Genomic DNA, 16352 nt, shown 5'->3' on the forward strand with positions numbered 1-16352 from the left:
AGTCCACAGCGCGTCGTGCAAGTTGCACGGCTGTTCTGTGGCGATCATGCAAGCTGCAAGCCAGGCGCCTTCGTTGATCTTTAGTAAGGTATTGATATTTATGAACTTATATCGATAGATAAAGCTGGCATGGCACTTGCGATCTATCAGTAACGACGGCGACAAACGGCCGTCTGCTTGATCGTTATCCATTGGAGGAACTGCCATGCATCAATTGAAAACTCTGGCCCTGGCCACTGCGACCGCCGGCCTGATCGGCCTGGCTCCTTTCGCTGCCTATGCTGCCGAGGGCGATACCAGCCGTGAGCTGAGCGAGGCGCGCCAGGAAGGCTCGATCTGGACCGCATTTGCCCTGAACCGCCACCTCAACCCCTTCACCATCGATGTGGATGTGGAGAACGGCAGCGCCAAGCTGACCGGTAAGGTGGAAACCGATGTTGAGCGCGATCTGGCCGAGCAGATTGCCCTGGGTATCGACGGGGTGAAAAAGGTCGACAACCAGCTGACCCTCGACCCGGCCTTTGAAGCCAAGGCCAGTGCCGAGCCGAACCTGTCGCAGCGGTTTGACGACGCGACCCTGGTGGCCACGGTGAAATCCAAGTTGCTGTGGAACAGCAACACCGAAGGTCTGGACATCAACGTCAACGCGCTCAACGGCAAAGTCAGCCTGACCGGTAGTGCGCAGACTGCCGAGGCCAAGGAGCTGGCTGGTCGTCTGGCAGCCAACACCGATGGCGTGCGTGAAGTGAGCAACCAGCTCAGCGTCAGCGCCACCAACAGTACCGCTGCCAAGGCGCAGAACGCGGCCGATGACACCGCTGCAGTGATCAGCGATGCGTGGATCACCAGCAAGGTGAAATCCAGCTTTATCTACAGCCGCAACCTCGACGGTCTGGATATTTCCGTCGACACCCAGAAGGGCATGGTCAGCCTCAGCGGCAGCGTGCTGAGCAATGCCGAGAAGCAGCTGGCGATTGAAACCGCGCGCAACATCCGTGGCGTGCGTGGCGTCGACGCCGATGCCCTGCGCATCGATAGCTAATGGATCCGGGCCGTGGCCATGCCGGTCGCGGCCTGTTGTCTGAGGCTGCCTTGCCACTCGGCAGCCGCTACAACTCACAGGAGAGCCACCATGACTGATAAAACAGAGCAACTTAACGAACTGATCGAAATCACCCGTGACGGCCAGCGCTTCTACCAGCACGCCCACGATGAAGTGAAGGACGTACGCCTGCAGGTGCTGTTCCGCGACATGTCGCAGAGCAAGAGCGAGCTGATCCGCGCGCTGTCGGTAAAAGTGGCCGCCAACCAGGAAGTCCCTGCCAGCGGTGGCACCTTCGTCGGCAAGCTGCGACAGGTTTACGCCGACACCAAGGCGACCCTGGTCAGCGACACCGAAGCCACCTACGTGGCGCAGCTGGAAGAAGCCGAAGACCGCATCCTGCATGCCTTCGAGGATGCTCTGGAAAGCGCCGAGCCCGATGTACAGGCCCTGCTGATCGTAGAAATGCCGAAGGTGCGCGCCAACCATGACCGTATGCGCACCCTGAAACAGTCCATGCAGTAAGCCCGGTCCGGTGTGGTTTACGCCACACCGGGTCGAACCGCGCCGCGGCGCACACCTGAGTAGACAAGGAGTATCGCCATGCTGAGTTGGGCCATTACCTTTCTGATTATCGCCATCATCGCTGCAGTTCTGGGCTTCGGTGGTATCGCCGGCACCGCCACGGGTATCGCGAAGATTCTTTTCGTGGTGTTCCTGGTGATGTTTATCGTCTCGTTCATTATGGGCCGTCGTCCGCGTGGCTAAAGGAGCACTCATGACCATCAAGACGCTGCTTGCCGCCCTGTTGCTGGGCGGCAGTGCGGCGGCTTTGGCCGCAGACACCGACGGCCAATTCCGCCTCAATGAACTGCTCGCCAGTGACCCTGCTTATCAGCAAAGCTGGCAGGATCTGGTGCAAGACGAAAGCCGTTTGCCGGAGTGGGTGATCAACCTCAACGGCATCGCCAGCCCCATGCAGGGCCTGGATGATGACGGCGACAAGTACCTGGTCGGCCAGCTGTGCGAAGCGCACAACTGCTTCAACCAGCGCCTCTATGTAGCCTTCAGCTGGGACAAGGACGACGCCTACGCACTCTATGTGCAACTGCCCGACGGCCTGCCGACGGACAGGGCACCCAGCCAGCACTCCACCCTGCGCTGGCTTGGCGAGCCGGACGAAGCGACTCAGCAGTTGCTGCAGGAGCAACTGAAGAGCGATCCAAACTGGTACTAGCAGGTGGTTGAATAATCACCTGCGCTTCCTCGCCTGTTTTTGCCTTGTCTCGGCTGCCTCGCCTAGGTTTTTCAACGGCCTGCTAAGCGGCGCAGCTCCGTTATGGCGATCTGTGGATGCAAGAATCCACACAATCGCCATAACGACTGCACACTTCCACCACAAAGCGACCTCAGCATGGCCCCCGTGTTTGCATAACTTACGGGGAACTTCGCCATGTTTGATTGTTTATCCATTCCTAAGATCAGCATCGGTCGCCGGCTTGTGCTGCTGATCGCCTTGGTTCTGGCGCAGCCCGCGCTGGCCAGCGAGCAATCCGCCGCCGAGCACAGCGAAAGTCCTTATTTCGCGGTACAGAGCGACGATCCCGCAGTGGATCGCTTACCGCTCAAGGCCACCAAAGTTGAGGTGCGGGTATTGGGGGTGATCGCCGATGTGCGGGTCGTTCAGCAATACCGCAACGAGGGTACGCGGGCGCTGGAGGCGCGTTATGTGTTTCCCGGCTCGACCCGCGCGGCGGTGTACGGCATGACCGTGCGCTTGGGCGATCGCGAGCTGCGTGCGCAGATCCGCGAGAAGCAAAAGGCGCAGAAGGAGTATCAAGAGGCCAAGAGCGCTGGCAAGACCGCGGCCCTGCTCGAACAGCACCGCGAGAACGTATTCCAGATGAATGTCGCCAATATCCTGCCCGGCGATGTGGTCGACGTGGAGCTGCGTTATACCGAGTTGCTACTGCCCACCGATGGCGTCTACAGCTTCGTTTTCCCTACCGTGGTCGGGCCGCGCTACAACGGCAGTGCCGGCAGTGAGAGCCACAAGGCTGGCCCCTGGGTCAGCACGCCATATTTGCCCGAGGGCGAAGCGACGCGCGATGCTTTCTCGCTCGCGGTGGAGTTGCAGTCACCGGTGCCGTTGGCCGATATCCGCTCGCCAAGCCACAAGATCGAACTGCAACAGAGCACGCCGAGTCAGGCGCGGGTCAGCCTGGGCAACGATGCGGGGCAGAGCAATAACCGCGATTTCATCCTCGACTATCGTTTGAGTGGCGCCACTTTCGAGAGCGGCGTGCTGCTGTCCAAAGGCGCCGAGGAAAACTTCTTCCTGGCCTTGATCGCGCCGCCGGCGAAGGTGAAAAGCCAGATGCTGGTGCCGCGCGAATATATCTTCGTGGTGGATATCTCCGGCTCCATGCATGGCTTCCCGCTGGATACCGTCAAGCGCCTGCTGAAGAATCTGCTCGGACGTTTGCGCCCGGTCGACAGCTTCAATGTGCTGTTGTTCTCTGGCAGTAGCAGCATGCTCGCCGATGAATCGCAGGCGGCTACCCCAGCGAATATCGAGACTGCGTTGGGTATGCTCGACACCACGATGGGCTCGGGCGGCACCGAGCTGCTGCCGGCGTTGCGCAAGGCACTGGCTGTGCCGAGCGATCCCGAGCGGGCGCGTAGCTTTGTAGTGGTCACCGATGGTTTTGTGTCGGTTGAACGCGAGGCCTTCGAGCTGGTGCGCAACAATCTGGACAAGGCCAATATGTTCGCCTTCGGTATTGGCAGCTCGGTCAATCGTCAGCTGATCGAAGGCCTGGCGCGGGCCGGGCAAGGCGAGCCCTTCGTAGTTCTCAACGAGGCGGCGGCGGACGAGCAGGCCGAGCGCTTTCGGCAGATGATCGATGCGCCGGTGCTGGCCAATCCGCAGGTGCGTTTCGCTGGCTTGCAGGTCTATGACGTCGAGCCCGTGGCCCTGCCGGATCTGTTCGCTCAGCGGCCTCTGGTAGTGTTCGGCAAATGGCGCGGCGAGGCGCGCGGCAGCCTGCAAGTGGAGGGACGTGGCGCGGCCGGGCCGTATCGAGTCGAGGTACCGATCAAACCCGAGATGGCCAGCGCGAGCAATCAGGCGCTGGGCTATTTGTGGGCACGGCATAAGGTCGCCAGCCTTACCGATCAGGAAACCCTCGAAGGCGACTACGCCCATAGCCAGGCGATTCTCGACCTGGGTCTGAAATACAACCTGTTGACGGCCTACACCTCGTTTATCGCCGTGGACGAACAGGTGCGCAACCCCGATCCGGCCGCTGCCGCCAGCGTCAAACAGCCTTTGCCGCTGCCCCAGGGCGTGAGCAACCAGGCAATAGGTGCGCTGGTGTCGAGTACGCCTGAGCCGAGCGCCTGGTTGATGTTGCTGGTTGCGGCCCTAGGCATGGGCTGGCTGGCGCGCCAGCATGCCCGCCAGGAGCAGGTGTAAATGATGCGCGAGCTCCCCGTGGCTTGGTCGCGTGCGCCGGCGTGGCTGTGGTTGCTGCTGCCGGCATTGGCGCTGTGGCCGGTGTGGCAGTGGAGCGCGCGGCGAATGAGCGATGGCTCCGACGATCCGTTCGGCATAGTCGCGCTGCTTGCCTTAGTGCTGATGCTCTGGCGCGAGCGCCGCCAGTTATCGGCCGCGCCGCGGCTGCCCTGGTTACTGCTGACAGTGCTGCTCTGCGCGGCGGCCGGGTTGGTGCCAGGCTTGCCGCCGTTATTGCGCGCGGTAGTGGCGGTGCTGACGCTGTTCGCCGGGGTGCTGGCGCTGCGCGCGCCGGGCCAGGCGCTGCTGGCCTGGCTGGGGTTGGGCTTGTTGGCGCTGCCGATCATGTCGTCCCTGCAGTTCTTTATCGGCTATCCGCTGCGGGTGTTGACCGCTGAGGTCAGCGCCTGGTTGCTGCGCGCCGGCGGGCTGGAGGTGCTACGCCAGGGCAGCACGCTGGAAGTGTCCGGGCAACTCATCATGGTCGATGCACCCTGTTCGGGCATTCAGATGGCCTGGGTCGCCTACTTCACTGCGTTCGCCACCGCCGCCTGGCTACGCATGGGCGATCGTCAGTTACTGCGCCGTTTGCCGCTGCTCGGGGTGCTGATACTGGCCGGCAATATTCTGCGTAATAGCCTGCTGATCCTGCAGGAAACCGGACGCCTGGATTGGCCCGGCTGGATGCACGAGGGCACCGGCTTGCTGGTGTTCATCGGCGTTTGTGCGCTGGTGCTGCGCTATATGATGGCGAACGGTGTGGCCCACGAAGTCACGCTTGCGCCACTGGCGCCTGGGCTGCCGGGCCGCCGGCCGTCGTTGCAGCCAGCGTTGCAAGTGGTGTTGCTCACGGCGTTCGTGGCTGTGGCGCTGTGGCCGCTGTTGGCAGCGCCTGCGGCTGTTGAGCCAAGGTACGGCAGCTTTGTCGAGTGGCCAGCGCAATACGCTGGCGAGCCACTGCAACCTTTGGCCTTGTCGGCGGTGGAGCAGCGTTTCGCCGCGCAGTTTCCCGGTGCTATCGCCCGTTTTAGTGCTGGCGCGCGGGCGGTCACGCTGCGCCATGTGACTCGTCCCACGCGTAAGTTGCATCCGGCCGCAGACTGCTACCGCGGTCTGGGGTATCGCATTCAGGCCATCCATCTGGAGCAGCGCAGTGATGGCGCCGGCTTGCAGCGCTGTTTTGTCGCCAGTGGTCATGGCGTCGATCTGCGTGTATGCGAGTACATCGAGGACGCCGCTGGGCAGAGTTTTAGCGATAACTCGGCTTGGTACTGGTCGGCGCTCAGTGGGGGCTCGGTGGGGCCATGGCGAGCTGTGAGTACGGCTGAGCGGTTGTGAAAGCGCCCGCTGCGGCGGACAAGGTTTCGCCCTCTCCGCCTGGCGATTGCTAGTGGTTGTATGATTTGCGGCTCAAGCGCGCCATAGCGGTTAAGCCCACCCCAGCTTCACTAAGCCGCGCTATCATCCCGACCATTGATCGGTGGGGAGATACGGCATGCTTAATTGGCTGTGGCTGGGGTTTTTCGTGGTGGCGGCCATTGCCGGCCTGTCGCGCTGGTTGCTCGGTGACGATCCGGCGGTATTCGCTGCCATGGTCGAAAGTCTGTTTGCCATGGCCAAGTTGTCGGTCGAGGTGATGGTGCTGCTGTTCGGCACCCTGACCCTCTGGCTCGGGCTGCTGCGCATCGCCGAGAAAGCCGGCCTGGTTGATGCCCTGGCGCGCCTGCTCGGCCCGCTGTTTGCGCGGCTGATGCCGGAGGTGCCGCGCGGCCATCCGGCTCTTGGCCTGATCACCATGAACTTCGCCGCCAATGGCCTGGGCCTGGACAACGCCGCCACGCCAATTGGCCTCAAGGCCATGCGCGCGCTGCAAACCCTCAACCCCAGCAGCACCACGGCGACGAATGCGCAGATCCTGTTTCTGGTGCTTAACGCTTCGTCGCTGACCCTGCTGCCGGTGACCATCTTTATGTACCGCGCCCAGCAGGGTGCACCTGATCCGACCTTGGTGTTTCTGCCGATCCTGCTGGCCACCAGCGCCTCGACGTTGGTCGGCCTGCTGTCGGTGGCGCTGATGCAGCGCCTGCGTCTGTGGGACCCGGTGGTGCTGGCCTACCTGATCCCCGGTGCGCTGCTACTCGGCAGTTTTATGGCTGTGCTGGCGACTATGTCGGCCACAGCGTTGGCGGCCCTGTCGTCGCTGGCCGGCAACCTCACGCTGTTCGGCATCATCATGCTGTTTCTGCTTCTCGGCGCGCTGAGGAAGGTCGCGGTATACGAGGAGTTTGTTGAGGGCGCGAAGGAAGGCTTTGATGTGGCCAAAAGCCTGCTGCCCTACCTGGTAGCGATGCTCTGTGCGATTGGCGTGTTACGCGCATCCGGTGCGCTGGAGTTCGGTCTCGATGGCATTCGCTGGCTAGTCGAAGCAGTGGGTTGGGATACGCGCTTTGTCGAGGCGCTGCCCACCGCACTGGTCAAGCCGTTCTCCGGCAGCGCGGCGCGCGCCATGCTGATCGAAACCATGCAGACCCACGGCGTCGACAGCTTCCCGGCGCTGATTGCGGCGACCATCCAGGGCAGCACGGAAACCACCTTCTATGTGCTCGCGGTGTACTTCGGCGCGGTCGGCATCCAGCGCGTGCGGCATGCTGTGGGTTGCGCGCTGCTGGCCGAGTTGGCCGGTGTGGTGGCGGCCATCTTCGTCTGCTACTGGTTCTTCGGGTAGGTGTTCGGCAACGATCTGCTGCGCGTCGGCCCTGCTGCGTTAAAAACAGGCTCGGAATGCTCATGTACAAAAGTACATTCCGCTTCCTCGCCGGTTTTTGCCTTGCAGGACTCTAGCTCGCGAGATCTCAAATAGGGTTGTCGGTGGTTACTCCACCACCTTAAAACGCAGCACCCCAATCATCTGCCCGGCCTCGGTCAGCACTTGCACCTGCCAGCGGCCGACGGCGTCGGCAGGGAAGTTCTTTTTGTGGGTCCAGGCGCGGTAGCCTTCCTTGCGCCCACCGTGGATATCCAGAGCGATGCGCTCGACCTCACCGCCATCGCGGCGCCAGACGTGATAAATCCGCTCGTTCAGCCCGCGCGGTGCACTGATCGCGGTGTAGGCAAACAGGCCCTGGCTGCGCAGTTGCGCCACGCTCAGTTCTTTGATGCTCTCGCCCGGGGCGCGGTTCTGGTTATCGAACTCCTGAGCCACTGCCACCTCGGTCAGCCACAGGGTGGCCGGTGGCACCCAGGTGCGCGCCAGCCAGCCGGTTGCACCAATCGCCAGAGTCAGGCTGACCAGCAGCAAGCCACGCCACCAGCGTTGTACGGTGATGATCGTGAACAGCGAGGGAAACGACAGCAGCACCGCCGCCGCCAGCGCCAATTGATAACTCTGTGGGGTGGTCAGTTTGAAGATGATCGGCAGCGCGGTGAGCAGCACCGCGAACAGGGTCAGGGTGTGATAGGCGAGAAATAGCCAGCGCTTGGGCGCCAGCCAGCGGTAGTACAGCGGGTCGATGATCGAGACCAGCGCCGCGCTGGCCAGCAGGCCGCTGAACAGCAGCTGACCGCTGTTCCAGGTGGTGGTGATAAAGAAGAACGGCAGAACGAAAAACAGGCTCTCCTGGTGGATCATCTGCGTCGCATAGCGCAACAACGGCGGCGGCAACTCGAAGCCGAACCTTTGGGCGATGCGCTCGCGCAGGATGTTTTCCAGAATCAGCCACAACCAGCTGACCAGCATCACCAGCGCCAATACCTGCGCCAGCTCGGCCTGGCGCTCGACCAGCAGAAAGCTCGCCAGCCCCGAGGCAAAGCCGAAGATCGCCACCAGCCCCGGATTACGTTGAATCAGGGCGATCAGTTTGAGCGCCTGTTGTTTCACTGCCTGCATGGGAAGTCCGATTACTCCGACCAGACGGCTAGGCGATTACCGCTTGGGTCGCTGAATTCAAAGCGCCGGCCACCGGGGAAACTAAAGATTGCCTGAGTGATCTGCCCACCCGCTGCGGCTACCTGGGCACACACGCCTTCCAGATCCGTGGCGTAAATCACCACCAGCGGGCCGCTACCCACAGCGCTATCGGTGCTAAAGCCGCCTGTCATGCGCCCGTCGGTAAAGCTGCTGTAGTGCGGGCCATAGTCGGTAAAGCGCCAGCCGAAGACGTGTTCATAGAACTGCTTGAGCAGCGGCAGGTCGACGGCGGCGAACTCGATGTAGTCGATACGCAGGTTCTGTTCGGCTTGGCTCATGGTCGCTATGCCTGGGCGAATGATCGGGCGCAGAGCATAGCGCGCCCAACACATCAGGGCGCAAGCATCTGTCGCCTTTGGCCACGCTGTTTGGCCAGCCTTGCCACTGCCGCCGCGCAACCCGCTGGATAGGCTGCAATGGGGAATCACAGTCGTTAGAAACGCAGCCTTCGCGCCCTCGGGCCACGCTGCGTATGGAGAGGGTAATGCGCGTTTTGATCACAGGTGCAGCCGGCTATATCGGCCAGCAGCTGCTTAACCAACTGGCTATTCAGCACCCGCAGTGGATGCTGATTGCCGCCGATATTCGCCCGCAGAACCGCGCGGGCATGAAACTGAATATCGAGCCGGTGCTGCTCGATATCAGCCAGCCGGCCGCCGTGGAAGACTGCGTGGCCACCTGGCAGCCGCAAGCAATCGTCCACCTGGCCTCGGTGGTCACCCCGCCACCCGGCATGAGCGAAGCACAGCTGCATGCCATCGATGTCGGCGGCACCCAGGCGCTGATCCAGGCGGCTGCGACCCATGGCGTTGAGCAGTTGATTGTCACCAGCTCCGGCGCCGCCTATGGCTACGACCCGCAAAATGCCGAGTGGCTGGACGAAGACCAACCGCTGCGCGGACATGCTCAATTTGCCTATGCCAAGCACAAGCGTGAGGTGGAGCAACTGCTGGCCGAGGCGCGCGTGCAGCACCCGCAACTCAAGCAGCTGATACTGCGCCCCGGCACCATCCTCGGCAAACAGGTGAACAACCAGATCACCGAGCTGTTCAAGAAGTCCGCAGTACTGGGCATTCGCGGCAGCGACAGCCGCTTCGTGTTCATTTGGGATCAGGATGTGGTGGACATCATCTGCCGCGGCCTGCGTCAGCAGAGTGCCGGCATCTTCAACCTCGCCGGCGACGGCGCGCTGTCACTGAAGGAAATCGCCGAGCTGCTCGGCAAACCCTACCGCGCCCTGCCAGCCTGGTTGATCCGCGCCGCGTTGCGCGTACTCAAACCCCTGGGCCTCAGCCCCTACGGCCCGGAGCAGGTGGATTTTCTGCGCTATCGCCCGGTGCTGAGCAACCGCAGGCTGAAACAGGACTTCGGCTTTAGCCCACGCTATAGCTCGCGCGAAGCGTTTGTGGCGTTTTTACGGGCGCAGGGGATTGAAGGGCAGGTTTGATTCTCGCTAGCGACCTGAACGCACGTTAGGTTTCTTGAACACATTGGTTGGTATGCAGCGAGCTGTCCTTGCTTAAGCCGCCGCCAACCACAAGGGCCGCGCTCAAGATCACGCAATTTTTAATTATGTATTGCCCTTCAAGAGTTAAGGCATAAGGGAATTTTATAAAGCAGACTTCAGGCAATACAAATAACGGCAGGATAGTCCCGAACAACTGTAAGAACAGTAGGGTCAGGGCAATTCTCAGGAGTGGTCTGAAAAGCAGGCATATACCGATGGCAATCTCCCAGTACCCCAGGATAGGGATAAAGATGTCGGGAGGAAGCCAGGTTATTGTGTTGGTTACCAGATCATTTACTGGGCTCAAGCCAAGCGGTTTCAGCGCGCCAAGCCAAATAAATATGATCGATAAAGAATACTTCAGCAAAACTTGGCCGTGTTGATGCATCCATTCTGCAGCAATTTTGTCGCACCTTCCGAAGGTGAAGTTTCCTACTTTAAGCTCCATGTTGCTCCCTTGAAGATACTTAATAGATAGTTATTGGGCTTTCTGCTGCGCCCGATATTCACCCGGCGTTAATCCGGTCCATTGACGAAACGCGCGGAAGAACACGCTGGGCTCCGAGTAACCGAGCAGCAGGGCGATTTCTGCGGCGGGTAAGTCGCCGGTGCTTAGGTGTTGTTCGGCCAGTTGCTGGCGGGTGTCGTTAAGCAGTTGTTGGTAGTTGCAGCCTTCATCGGCCAGGCGTCGTTGCAGGGTGCGTTCGCTCAGGTGCAGGTGCCGCGCCAGTTCACTGCGGTCCGGCTCGCCACGTGCCAGCTGCTCACCCAGTAAGGCCACCACGCGGGCGCTGAGCCCTTCGCTGGGCAGGCGTGCAAGCAGGGCTTCGGCGTGCTGGCGCAGCAGGTTCTGCAGCGGCGGATTGGCCTGGATCAGCGGCGCGCTGGCCAGGCTGCGCGGCAGCACGATGCCGTAATTACTGGCGGCAAACTGCAGCGGGCAGGCAAAGGTCTTGGTGTAACTGTCCAGTGTCGGCGGCTCTGGGTGAACAAACTGCGCACGCAGCAGCTGCCAGTCATCCAGCAGCGGATGCAGCATCTGCACCCAGCAGGCCATCAGCGCCAGCACGCGGGTGCGGGTGGCCGGCAGTTCGGGATGCAGGGGGCGATAGAGCAGTTGCAGCTCCTCGCCTTGTTCGCGCAATTGCACCTCGCCGCCCTCGCCGACCAGACGCTGATAGCGCAGCCCGGCGGCCAGCGCATCGCCCAGGGTCGGGCTACTCTGCAACAGGTAACCGAGCACGCTGAACGGGCCGGGGGCGAGGTTGCAACCCAGAGCCAGGCCGGGTTCGGCATGCTCGATGCGGCTGAGGTGTTGCCACAGTTGTTCCTGCGTGGCGAAGGGCACGCGTGCATCGGGGTCGCTAAGCTGGCTGTCGTGCAGCTCGCAGGCGCTCATCAAGTGGGCACGATCAACGCCTAGGCGGCTGGCGGCATGCAGCACCGCGAGGGTGATGCTGGCGCTGACCGAGGTGTGTTGCGAGTCGAGTGTGTGCTTGGGCATAGCCTGATTCTGCCCAAAGCTGTGGCTTGACGGTAGCGTTAAGACGTCTAGCTAAACACTTGGTTACTGGTGCAGCCGGGATTACTCCGTGCAACCTGTGGCTGAGCGGTTAGACTCTTGTCCTTCCGGGCGCACTCAAAAGGTGCGAACGGTTCAAAAATAAACAGAAAAGGAGAACTCCCATGAAAGGTAAATCCCTGGCATGGGCCCTGTCGGCTGCACTCGCAGGTATTACCCTGAGCAGCGCCGTACAGGCCGAAGAGCAATTCGTCACCATCGGCACCGGTGGTCAGACCGGCGTTTATTACGTTGCTGGTCAATCGATCTGCCGCTTCCTCAATCGCGGTGCTGCTGAACATGGCATCAAGTGCAACGCCCCAGCCAGCGGCGGCGGTGTGGCCAACGTCAACGGCATCCGCAGTGGCGAATTCAATTTCGGCATCATGCAGTCGGACCACCAGTTCAAGGCCATGAAGGGCGTCGCGCCGTTCGAGAAAGAAGGCGCCATGGAGGACATCCGTGCGGTGTTCTCGCTGCAGAGTGAGGTGTTCACCATCCTCGCCCGCCGTGATGCCAAGATCGCCAGCTTCGATGACCTCAAAGGCAAGCGCGTCAATATCGGCAACCCAGGTTCCGGTCAGCGTGACACCCTGGAAGAGATCATGCAGGTCAAAGGCTGGGACCGTTCAGCGTTCTCCCTGGCGGCCGAATTGAAGCCGGCCGAGCAGGCTTCTGCTCTGGGCGACAACAACATCGATGCGATGACCTACTTCGTTGGCCACCCTAACGGTGCCATCCAGGAAGCCACCACCACCACCGACGCGGTACTGGTACCGGTGACCGGTGCGGAAATCGACAAGCTGCTGGCTGAGAAGAGCTACTACACCAAGGCCGATATCCCAGGCGGCGTGTACAAGGGCAACGACGCGCCAACCCCATCGATTGGCGGCAAGGCGGTGCTTTCCACTTCGGCTAAGGCCAGCCCGGAAGTGGTTTACCAGCTGGTTAAATCGGTCTTCGACAACATTGATCGCTTCAAGCGTCTGCACCCTGCATTTGCCGACCTGAAAGAAGAAGACATGATCAAAGTCGGCCTCAGCGCTCCGCTGCACGAAGGCGCAGTGCGCTATTACAAAGAGCGCGGCTGGCTGTAAGCGGCCCACGCTGCCCGTCCCAACGGGCTAGTGTCTCTAGATAAGCAAACCCGCAGCTGCAAGGCTGCGGGTTTTGCCGTTTCCGTACTCTCGAATGCAGGTTCAACCCATGCATGACAAGCAACTGTCCACCGAAGAACTGATCGCTCAGGATGTCGGCGCGCGTCTGCCCGTCGGCGCCATGGCCCAGGTGATTACCGGCCTGGCTCTGCTCTGGTCGCTGTTTCAGCTGTGGATCGCCTCGCCGCTGCCGTTCGTGTTCGGCATTGGCGTGTTCAACGACACCGAAACCCGCTCGATCCACCTGGCGTTTGCCCTGTTGCTGGCGTTTCTCGCCTACCCGGCATTTCGCAAGTCGCCGCGTGACCGCGTGCCGCTGCTGGATATCGCTCTGGGCCTGGTCGCTGCCGCCAGCGCCGCCTACCTGTTTATCTTCTACCAGCAGCTGGCCTTGCGCCCCGGTAGCCTGACCACCGCGGACATGCTCACCGCCTGTATCGGCATCCCGCTGCTGCTGGAGGCCACCCGCCGCGTACTCGGCCCGCCGTTGGCGATCATCGCCTTGCTGTTCCTTGTCTACAGCCTGGCCGGGCCCTATATGCCAGGGATGCTGGCGCACCGTGGGGTCAGCTTCAATGCGATGGCCAACCACCAGTGGATCACCACCGAAGGGGTGTTCGGCATCGCCCTCGGCGTATCCACCAGCTTCGTGTTTCTCTTTGTGCTGTTTGGCGCCTTGCTCGAGCGCGCCGGCGCGGGGCATTACTTTATTCAGCTGGCCTTCAGCATGCTTGGTCACTTCCGCGGCGGCCCGGCCAAGGCGGCCGTGGTGGCGTCGGGGTTGACCGGGCTGATCTCTGGCTCCTCGATTGCCAACGTGGTGACCACCGGCACCTTCACCATTCCGATGATGAAGCGCACTGGCTTCTCGGCCGAGAAGGCCGGCGCGGTGGAAGTGGCGTCGTCGGTGAATGGCCAGATCATGCCGCCAGTAATGGGTGCGGCGGCCTTTCTGATGGTCGAGTACATCGGTATGCCCTATGTCGAGATCATCAAGCACGCCTTCCTGCCGGCAGCGATCTCCTATATCGCCCTGCTGTATATCGTCCATCTGGAATCCCTCAAGCTCGGCCTGCAGCCAGTGGGCGGGCATCAGCCCAAGCCCTGGCTGCGCCGCCTGACTGGCTTCGCCTTTGGTGCAGCGTTGATCAGCGGCCTGTCGCTGGCGGTGTATTACGGCCTTGGCTGGCTCAAACCGGCGTTGGGTGAATACGCCCTGCCAGGCATCGGCGCGCTGCTGGCGCTGGTCTATCTGGGCCTGCTTAAAATCGCCGCCAGTGTGCCGGTGCTGCCTGCCGAAGACCCGGATGCGCCGCTCGACAAACTGCCGCAAACCCGCGCCGTACTGCTCTCCGGCCTGCACTTTCTGCTGCCGGTGGTGGTGCTGGTCTGGTGCCTGATGATCGAGCGTCTGTCCCCTGGCCTGTCGGCCTTCTGGGGCAGCGTGATGCTGGTGATCATCCTGCTGACTCAGCGCCCGCTGCTGACCTGGCTGCGCACCGATGGCACGCATGCCCACGGCTCGTTTATGGACGGTGTGATCGATCTGCGTGAAGGCCTGATCGCCGGCGCGCGCAATATGATCGGCATCGGCATTGCCACAGCGGCGGCGGGCATCATTGTCGGTGCGGTGTCGCAAACCGGGGTTGGCCTGGTGCTGGCCGATCTGGTCGAACTGCTGTCGATGGGCAATCTGCTGCTGATGCTGGTGCTCACGGCGATCTTCAGCCTGGTGCTGGGCATGGGCCTGCCGACCACTGCCAACTACATCGTGGTGTCCAGCCTGCTGGTGCCGGTGATCGTCACCCTCGGCCAGCAGAACGGCCTGATCGTGCCGCTGATTGCCGTGCACCTGTTTGTCTTCTACTTCGGCATCATGGCCGACGTGACGCCGCCGGTGGGCCTGGCCTCGTTTGCCGCTGCAGCGGTGTCCAAGGGCGACCCGATCAAGACCGGGATTCAGGCTTTCTACTACAGCCTGCGTACGGCGATCTTGCCGTTTCTGTTTATCTTCAACACCGACCTGCTGCTGATCGATGTGGATTTCTGGCACGGTGTGCTGATCTTTATCATCGCCACTGTCGCCATGCTGATCTTCGCGGCCGGCAGTCAGGGTTACTTCCTGGTGCGCAGCCGCTGGTACGAGAACGTGCTGCTGCTGTTGGTGGCCTTCACCCTGTTCCGTCCGGGTTTCTGGATGGACATCGTGCATGACCCTTACCGCGACATCCCGCCGGCACAACTGGCCCAGGCTCTGAGTGATGTGGCCGATGGCAGCCAACTGCGTCTGCGCATCAAAGGAGAGGATGCGGTCGGTGACGCCCGCGAATTCAGCCTGCTGCTGCCTGTGCCGGAAGGTGCCACGGGTGAAGAACGCCTGGAGAAGCTCGGCCTGCTGACGTATGAAGAGGGCGGCAAGGTACTGGTCGACAGCGTCACCTTCGGCAGCCCGGCGGCCGAAGCGGGCCTGGAGTTCGATCAGGAAATCCTCAAGGTGCGCGCGCCAACGGATCGCTGGACCAAGGAGCTGATGTGGATTCCGGGCTTCCTGCTGTTCGCCCTGGTGGTCTGGTTGCAGCGTCGCCGGCGGGCCAACGGTACGGCTTGAGTTGAGCCTGACGCTCCACCCGCTGCGCAGCTTATTGCGCAGCGGGCTGTTGATAAATCTCTGGGGATTTGGCTGCAGGTCTTGTAGCCATTGGCTTTGAGCGTGCTGAGCAGAAACCTGCGCAGCCTTGCGCAACAAGTTGCTCAGCTTTTAGTGATCTGGCGCACAGTGGGTTTTGATCCTTGCTTTATTAGATCGTAACGTACTGATTTATAAGGTTTTTATTTAGTTGGCATGTTTGTCGCTATAGGGAGGGTTCCCGGATCACTGCAGATCCATGACCCAAGGCAAGGAAAGCACTCATGCCAACACCCGCGTATCTGTCCCTCGAAGGCACCAAACAAGGCCTGATCACTGCCGGCACCTTCACCGAAGACTCCGTCGGTAACATCTTCCAGGAAGGTCATGAAGACCAGATCCTGGTTCAAGCCTTCAACCACCAGGTCATCATCCCGCGTGATCCGCAGTCCGGTCAGCCGACTGGCCAGCGCGTACACAAGCCGCTGATGATCACCAAAGTCTTCGACAAATCCTCGCCGCTGATCTTCAACTCCCTGACCTCCGGTGAGCGTCTGTCCAAGTGCCGTCTGGAGTGGTACCGCACTTCCTCCACCGGTACTCAAGAGCACTACTTCACCATCGAGCTGGAAGATGCCGTGATCGTTGACGTGCAGTCGCGTATGCCGAACTGCCAGGATCCAGGCATGGCTCACTTCACCCACCTCGAAGACGTGTACTTCACCTACCGCAAAATCGTCTGGACCCACGAAGTCTCCGGCACTTCCGGCTCCGACGACTGGCGTACCCCGATCTCCGCCTAAGCATTGGCTGAGTTCGCGTAATACCGCTTCGGCCAGGCTTGTCCTGGCCGCTGCGTTTCTAGTGAGACCTGCGTCGCCAAACACTGACAGGCATCGCGCAAAATCGCGAACAGGCACGGCTGCCAGGCCAAGCCTGGGTTAGAAATGCGCAGTGGTTTGATTCATGGAACGA

Annotated in this window: 15 protein-coding genes; 11 read left to right on the forward strand and 4 right to left on the reverse strand. The window is 61.4% G+C overall.

The genetic code is table 11. The features are described from left to right. Positions 1-205: 205 nt before the first annotated feature. The 7 genes from ACIN8IBEIGE_RS07190 to ACIN8IBEIGE_RS07220 all read left to right on the forward strand — a co-directional run bounded on the left by ACIN8IBEIGE_RS07190 (position 206) and on the right by ACIN8IBEIGE_RS07220 (position 7284). Positions 206-1042: a BON domain-containing protein gene (locus ACIN8IBEIGE_RS07190; RefSeq protein ID WP_160014049.1), complete on the forward strand. Its 837-nt coding sequence runs from the start codon at positions 206-208 to the stop codon at positions 1040-1042. A gap of 90 nt (positions 1043-1132) precedes the next feature. Then, the gene (locus ACIN8IBEIGE_RS07195) at positions 1133-1567 is read left to right on the forward strand and encodes a PA2169 family four-helix-bundle protein (RefSeq protein ID WP_160014050.1); all 435 of its coding nucleotides are present in this window, start codon (positions 1133-1135) and stop codon (positions 1565-1567) included. Between the two features lie 78 nt (positions 1568-1645). After that, on the forward strand, positions 1646-1810 hold the full coding sequence (locus ACIN8IBEIGE_RS07200; protein ID WP_090379030.1) for a DUF1328 domain-containing protein: 165 nt from the start codon (positions 1646-1648) through the stop codon (positions 1808-1810). Between the two features lie 10 nt (positions 1811-1820). Continuing rightward, positions 1821-2279, forward strand: a complete 459-nt coding sequence (locus ACIN8IBEIGE_RS07205) for an inhibitor of vertebrate lysozyme family protein (protein ID WP_160014051.1) — start codon at positions 1821-1823, stop codon at positions 2277-2279. Between the two features lie 216 nt (positions 2280-2495). Beyond that, positions 2496-4520 (forward strand): VIT domain-containing protein, encoded by a 2025-nt coding sequence (locus ACIN8IBEIGE_RS07210; protein WP_160014052.1) that lies wholly within the window; start codon positions 2496-2498, stop codon positions 4518-4520. Beyond that, positions 4521-5897, forward strand: coding sequence for an exosortase Q (gene xrtQ / locus ACIN8IBEIGE_RS07215; protein WP_160014053.1), 1377 nt, complete (start codon positions 4521-4523; stop codon positions 5895-5897). Between the two features lie 157 nt (positions 5898-6054). Continuing rightward, entirely contained in the window at positions 6055-7284 is a 1230-nt protein-coding gene (locus ACIN8IBEIGE_RS07220) for a nucleoside recognition domain-containing protein (protein ID WP_160014054.1), read from the forward strand. Between the two features lie 147 nt (positions 7285-7431). Here the strand turns inward: ACIN8IBEIGE_RS07220 and ACIN8IBEIGE_RS07225 are convergent, their stop codons facing one another. Both ACIN8IBEIGE_RS07225 and ACIN8IBEIGE_RS07230 read right to left on the reverse strand, forming a co-directional pair. Continuing rightward, the gene (locus ACIN8IBEIGE_RS07225; RefSeq protein ID WP_160014055.1) at positions 7432-8445 is read right to left on the reverse strand and encodes a DUF5924 family protein; all 1014 of its coding nucleotides are present in this window, start codon (positions 8443-8445) and stop codon (positions 7432-7434) included. 11 nt (positions 8446-8456) lie between these two features. Continuing rightward, on the reverse strand, positions 8457-8804 hold the full coding sequence (locus ACIN8IBEIGE_RS07230) for a VOC family protein (RefSeq protein WP_178124338.1): 348 nt from the start codon (positions 8802-8804) through the stop codon (positions 8457-8459). A gap of 206 nt (positions 8805-9010) precedes the next feature. On the opposite strand from ACIN8IBEIGE_RS07230, the gene ACIN8IBEIGE_RS07235 reads away from it, so the two are divergent. After that, positions 9011-9973, forward strand: coding sequence for an SDR family oxidoreductase (locus ACIN8IBEIGE_RS07235; RefSeq protein ID WP_160014056.1), 963 nt, complete (start codon positions 9011-9013; stop codon positions 9971-9973). Positions 9974-9998: 25 nt separating this feature from the next. Here the strand turns inward: ACIN8IBEIGE_RS07235 and ACIN8IBEIGE_RS07240 are convergent, their stop codons facing one another. Together ACIN8IBEIGE_RS07240 and ACIN8IBEIGE_RS07245 are read right to left on the reverse strand one after the other, a co-directional pair. Continuing rightward, a complete protein-coding gene (locus tag ACIN8IBEIGE_RS07240) occupies positions 9999-10481 on the reverse strand; it encodes a hypothetical protein (RefSeq protein ID WP_160014057.1) in 483 nt (160 codons plus the stop codon). A gap of 30 nt (positions 10482-10511) precedes the next feature. Next, positions 10512-11537, reverse strand: a complete 1026-nt coding sequence (locus tag ACIN8IBEIGE_RS07245) for an AraC family transcriptional regulator (protein WP_160014058.1) — start codon at positions 11535-11537, stop codon at positions 10512-10514. A gap of 182 nt (positions 11538-11719) precedes the next feature. Here ACIN8IBEIGE_RS07245 and ACIN8IBEIGE_RS07250 point away from each other — a divergent pair, with 182 nt between their 5' ends. The 3 genes from ACIN8IBEIGE_RS07250 (at position 11720) to ACIN8IBEIGE_RS07260 (ending at position 16180) form a co-directional block, all read left to right on the forward strand. Continuing rightward, entirely contained in the window at positions 11720-12691 is a 972-nt protein-coding gene (locus ACIN8IBEIGE_RS07250; RefSeq protein WP_160014059.1) for a TAXI family TRAP transporter solute-binding subunit, read from the forward strand. A gap of 109 nt (positions 12692-12800) precedes the next feature. Beyond that, a complete protein-coding gene (locus ACIN8IBEIGE_RS07255) occupies positions 12801-15359 on the forward strand; it encodes a TRAP transporter permease (RefSeq protein ID WP_160014060.1) in 2559 nt (852 codons plus the stop codon). A 302-nt stretch (positions 15360-15661) separates the two neighbouring features. Continuing rightward, a complete protein-coding gene (locus ACIN8IBEIGE_RS07260; protein ID WP_090443843.1) occupies positions 15662-16180 on the forward strand; it encodes an Hcp family type VI secretion system effector in 519 nt (172 codons plus the stop codon). Positions 16181-16352: the final 172 nt, after the last annotated feature.

The organism is Pseudomonas sp. 8BK, from assembly GCF_902506475.1.
In the GTDB taxonomy this organism is placed as follows: Bacteria; Pseudomonadota; Gammaproteobacteria; order Pseudomonadales; family Pseudomonadaceae; genus Aquipseudomonas; species Aquipseudomonas anguilliseptica.

Bases quoted from the DNA above. Each gene is read 5' to 3' on its own strand.
- ACIN8IBEIGE_RS07190 (WP_160014049.1), top strand. From the start codon at position 206: ATGCATCAATTGAAAACTCTGGCCCTGGCCACTGCGACCGCCGGCCTG.
- ACIN8IBEIGE_RS07195 (WP_160014050.1), top strand. From the start codon at position 1,133: ATGACTGATAAAACAGAGCAACTTAACGAACTGATCGAAATCACCCGT.
- ACIN8IBEIGE_RS07200 (WP_090379030.1), top strand. From the start codon at position 1,646: ATGCTGAGTTGGGCCATTACCTTTCTGATTATCGCCATCATCGCTGCA.
- ACIN8IBEIGE_RS07205 (WP_160014051.1), top strand. From the start codon at position 1,821: ATGACCATCAAGACGCTGCTTGCCGCCCTGTTGCTGGGCGGCAGTGCG.
- ACIN8IBEIGE_RS07210 (WP_160014052.1), top strand. From the start codon at position 2,496: ATGTTTGATTGTTTATCCATTCCTAAGATCAGCATCGGTCGCCGGCTT.
- xrtQ (WP_160014053.1), top strand. From the start codon at position 4,521: ATGATGCGCGAGCTCCCCGTGGCTTGGTCGCGTGCGCCGGCGTGGCTG.
- ACIN8IBEIGE_RS07220 (WP_160014054.1), top strand. From the start codon at position 6,055: ATGCTTAATTGGCTGTGGCTGGGGTTTTTCGTGGTGGCGGCCATTGCC.
- ACIN8IBEIGE_RS07225 (WP_160014055.1), bottom strand. From the start codon at position 8,445: ATGCAGGCAGTGAAACAACAGGCGCTCAAACTGATCGCCCTGATTCAA.
- ACIN8IBEIGE_RS07230 (WP_178124338.1), bottom strand. From the start codon at position 8,804: ATGAGCCAAGCCGAACAGAACCTGCGTATCGACTACATCGAGTTCGCC.
- ACIN8IBEIGE_RS07235 (WP_160014056.1), top strand. From the start codon at position 9,011: ATGCGCGTTTTGATCACAGGTGCAGCCGGCTATATCGGCCAGCAGCTG.
- ACIN8IBEIGE_RS07240 (WP_160014057.1), bottom strand. From the start codon at position 10,481: ATGGAGCTTAAAGTAGGAAACTTCACCTTCGGAAGGTGCGACAAAATT.
- ACIN8IBEIGE_RS07245 (WP_160014058.1), bottom strand. From the start codon at position 11,537: ATGCCCAAGCACACACTCGACTCGCAACACACCTCGGTCAGCGCCAGC.
- ACIN8IBEIGE_RS07250 (WP_160014059.1), top strand. From the start codon at position 11,720: ATGAAAGGTAAATCCCTGGCATGGGCCCTGTCGGCTGCACTCGCAGGT.
- ACIN8IBEIGE_RS07255 (WP_160014060.1), top strand. From the start codon at position 12,801: ATGCATGACAAGCAACTGTCCACCGAAGAACTGATCGCTCAGGATGTC.
- ACIN8IBEIGE_RS07260 (WP_090443843.1), top strand. From the start codon at position 15,662: ATGCCAACACCCGCGTATCTGTCCCTCGAAGGCACCAAACAAGGCCTG.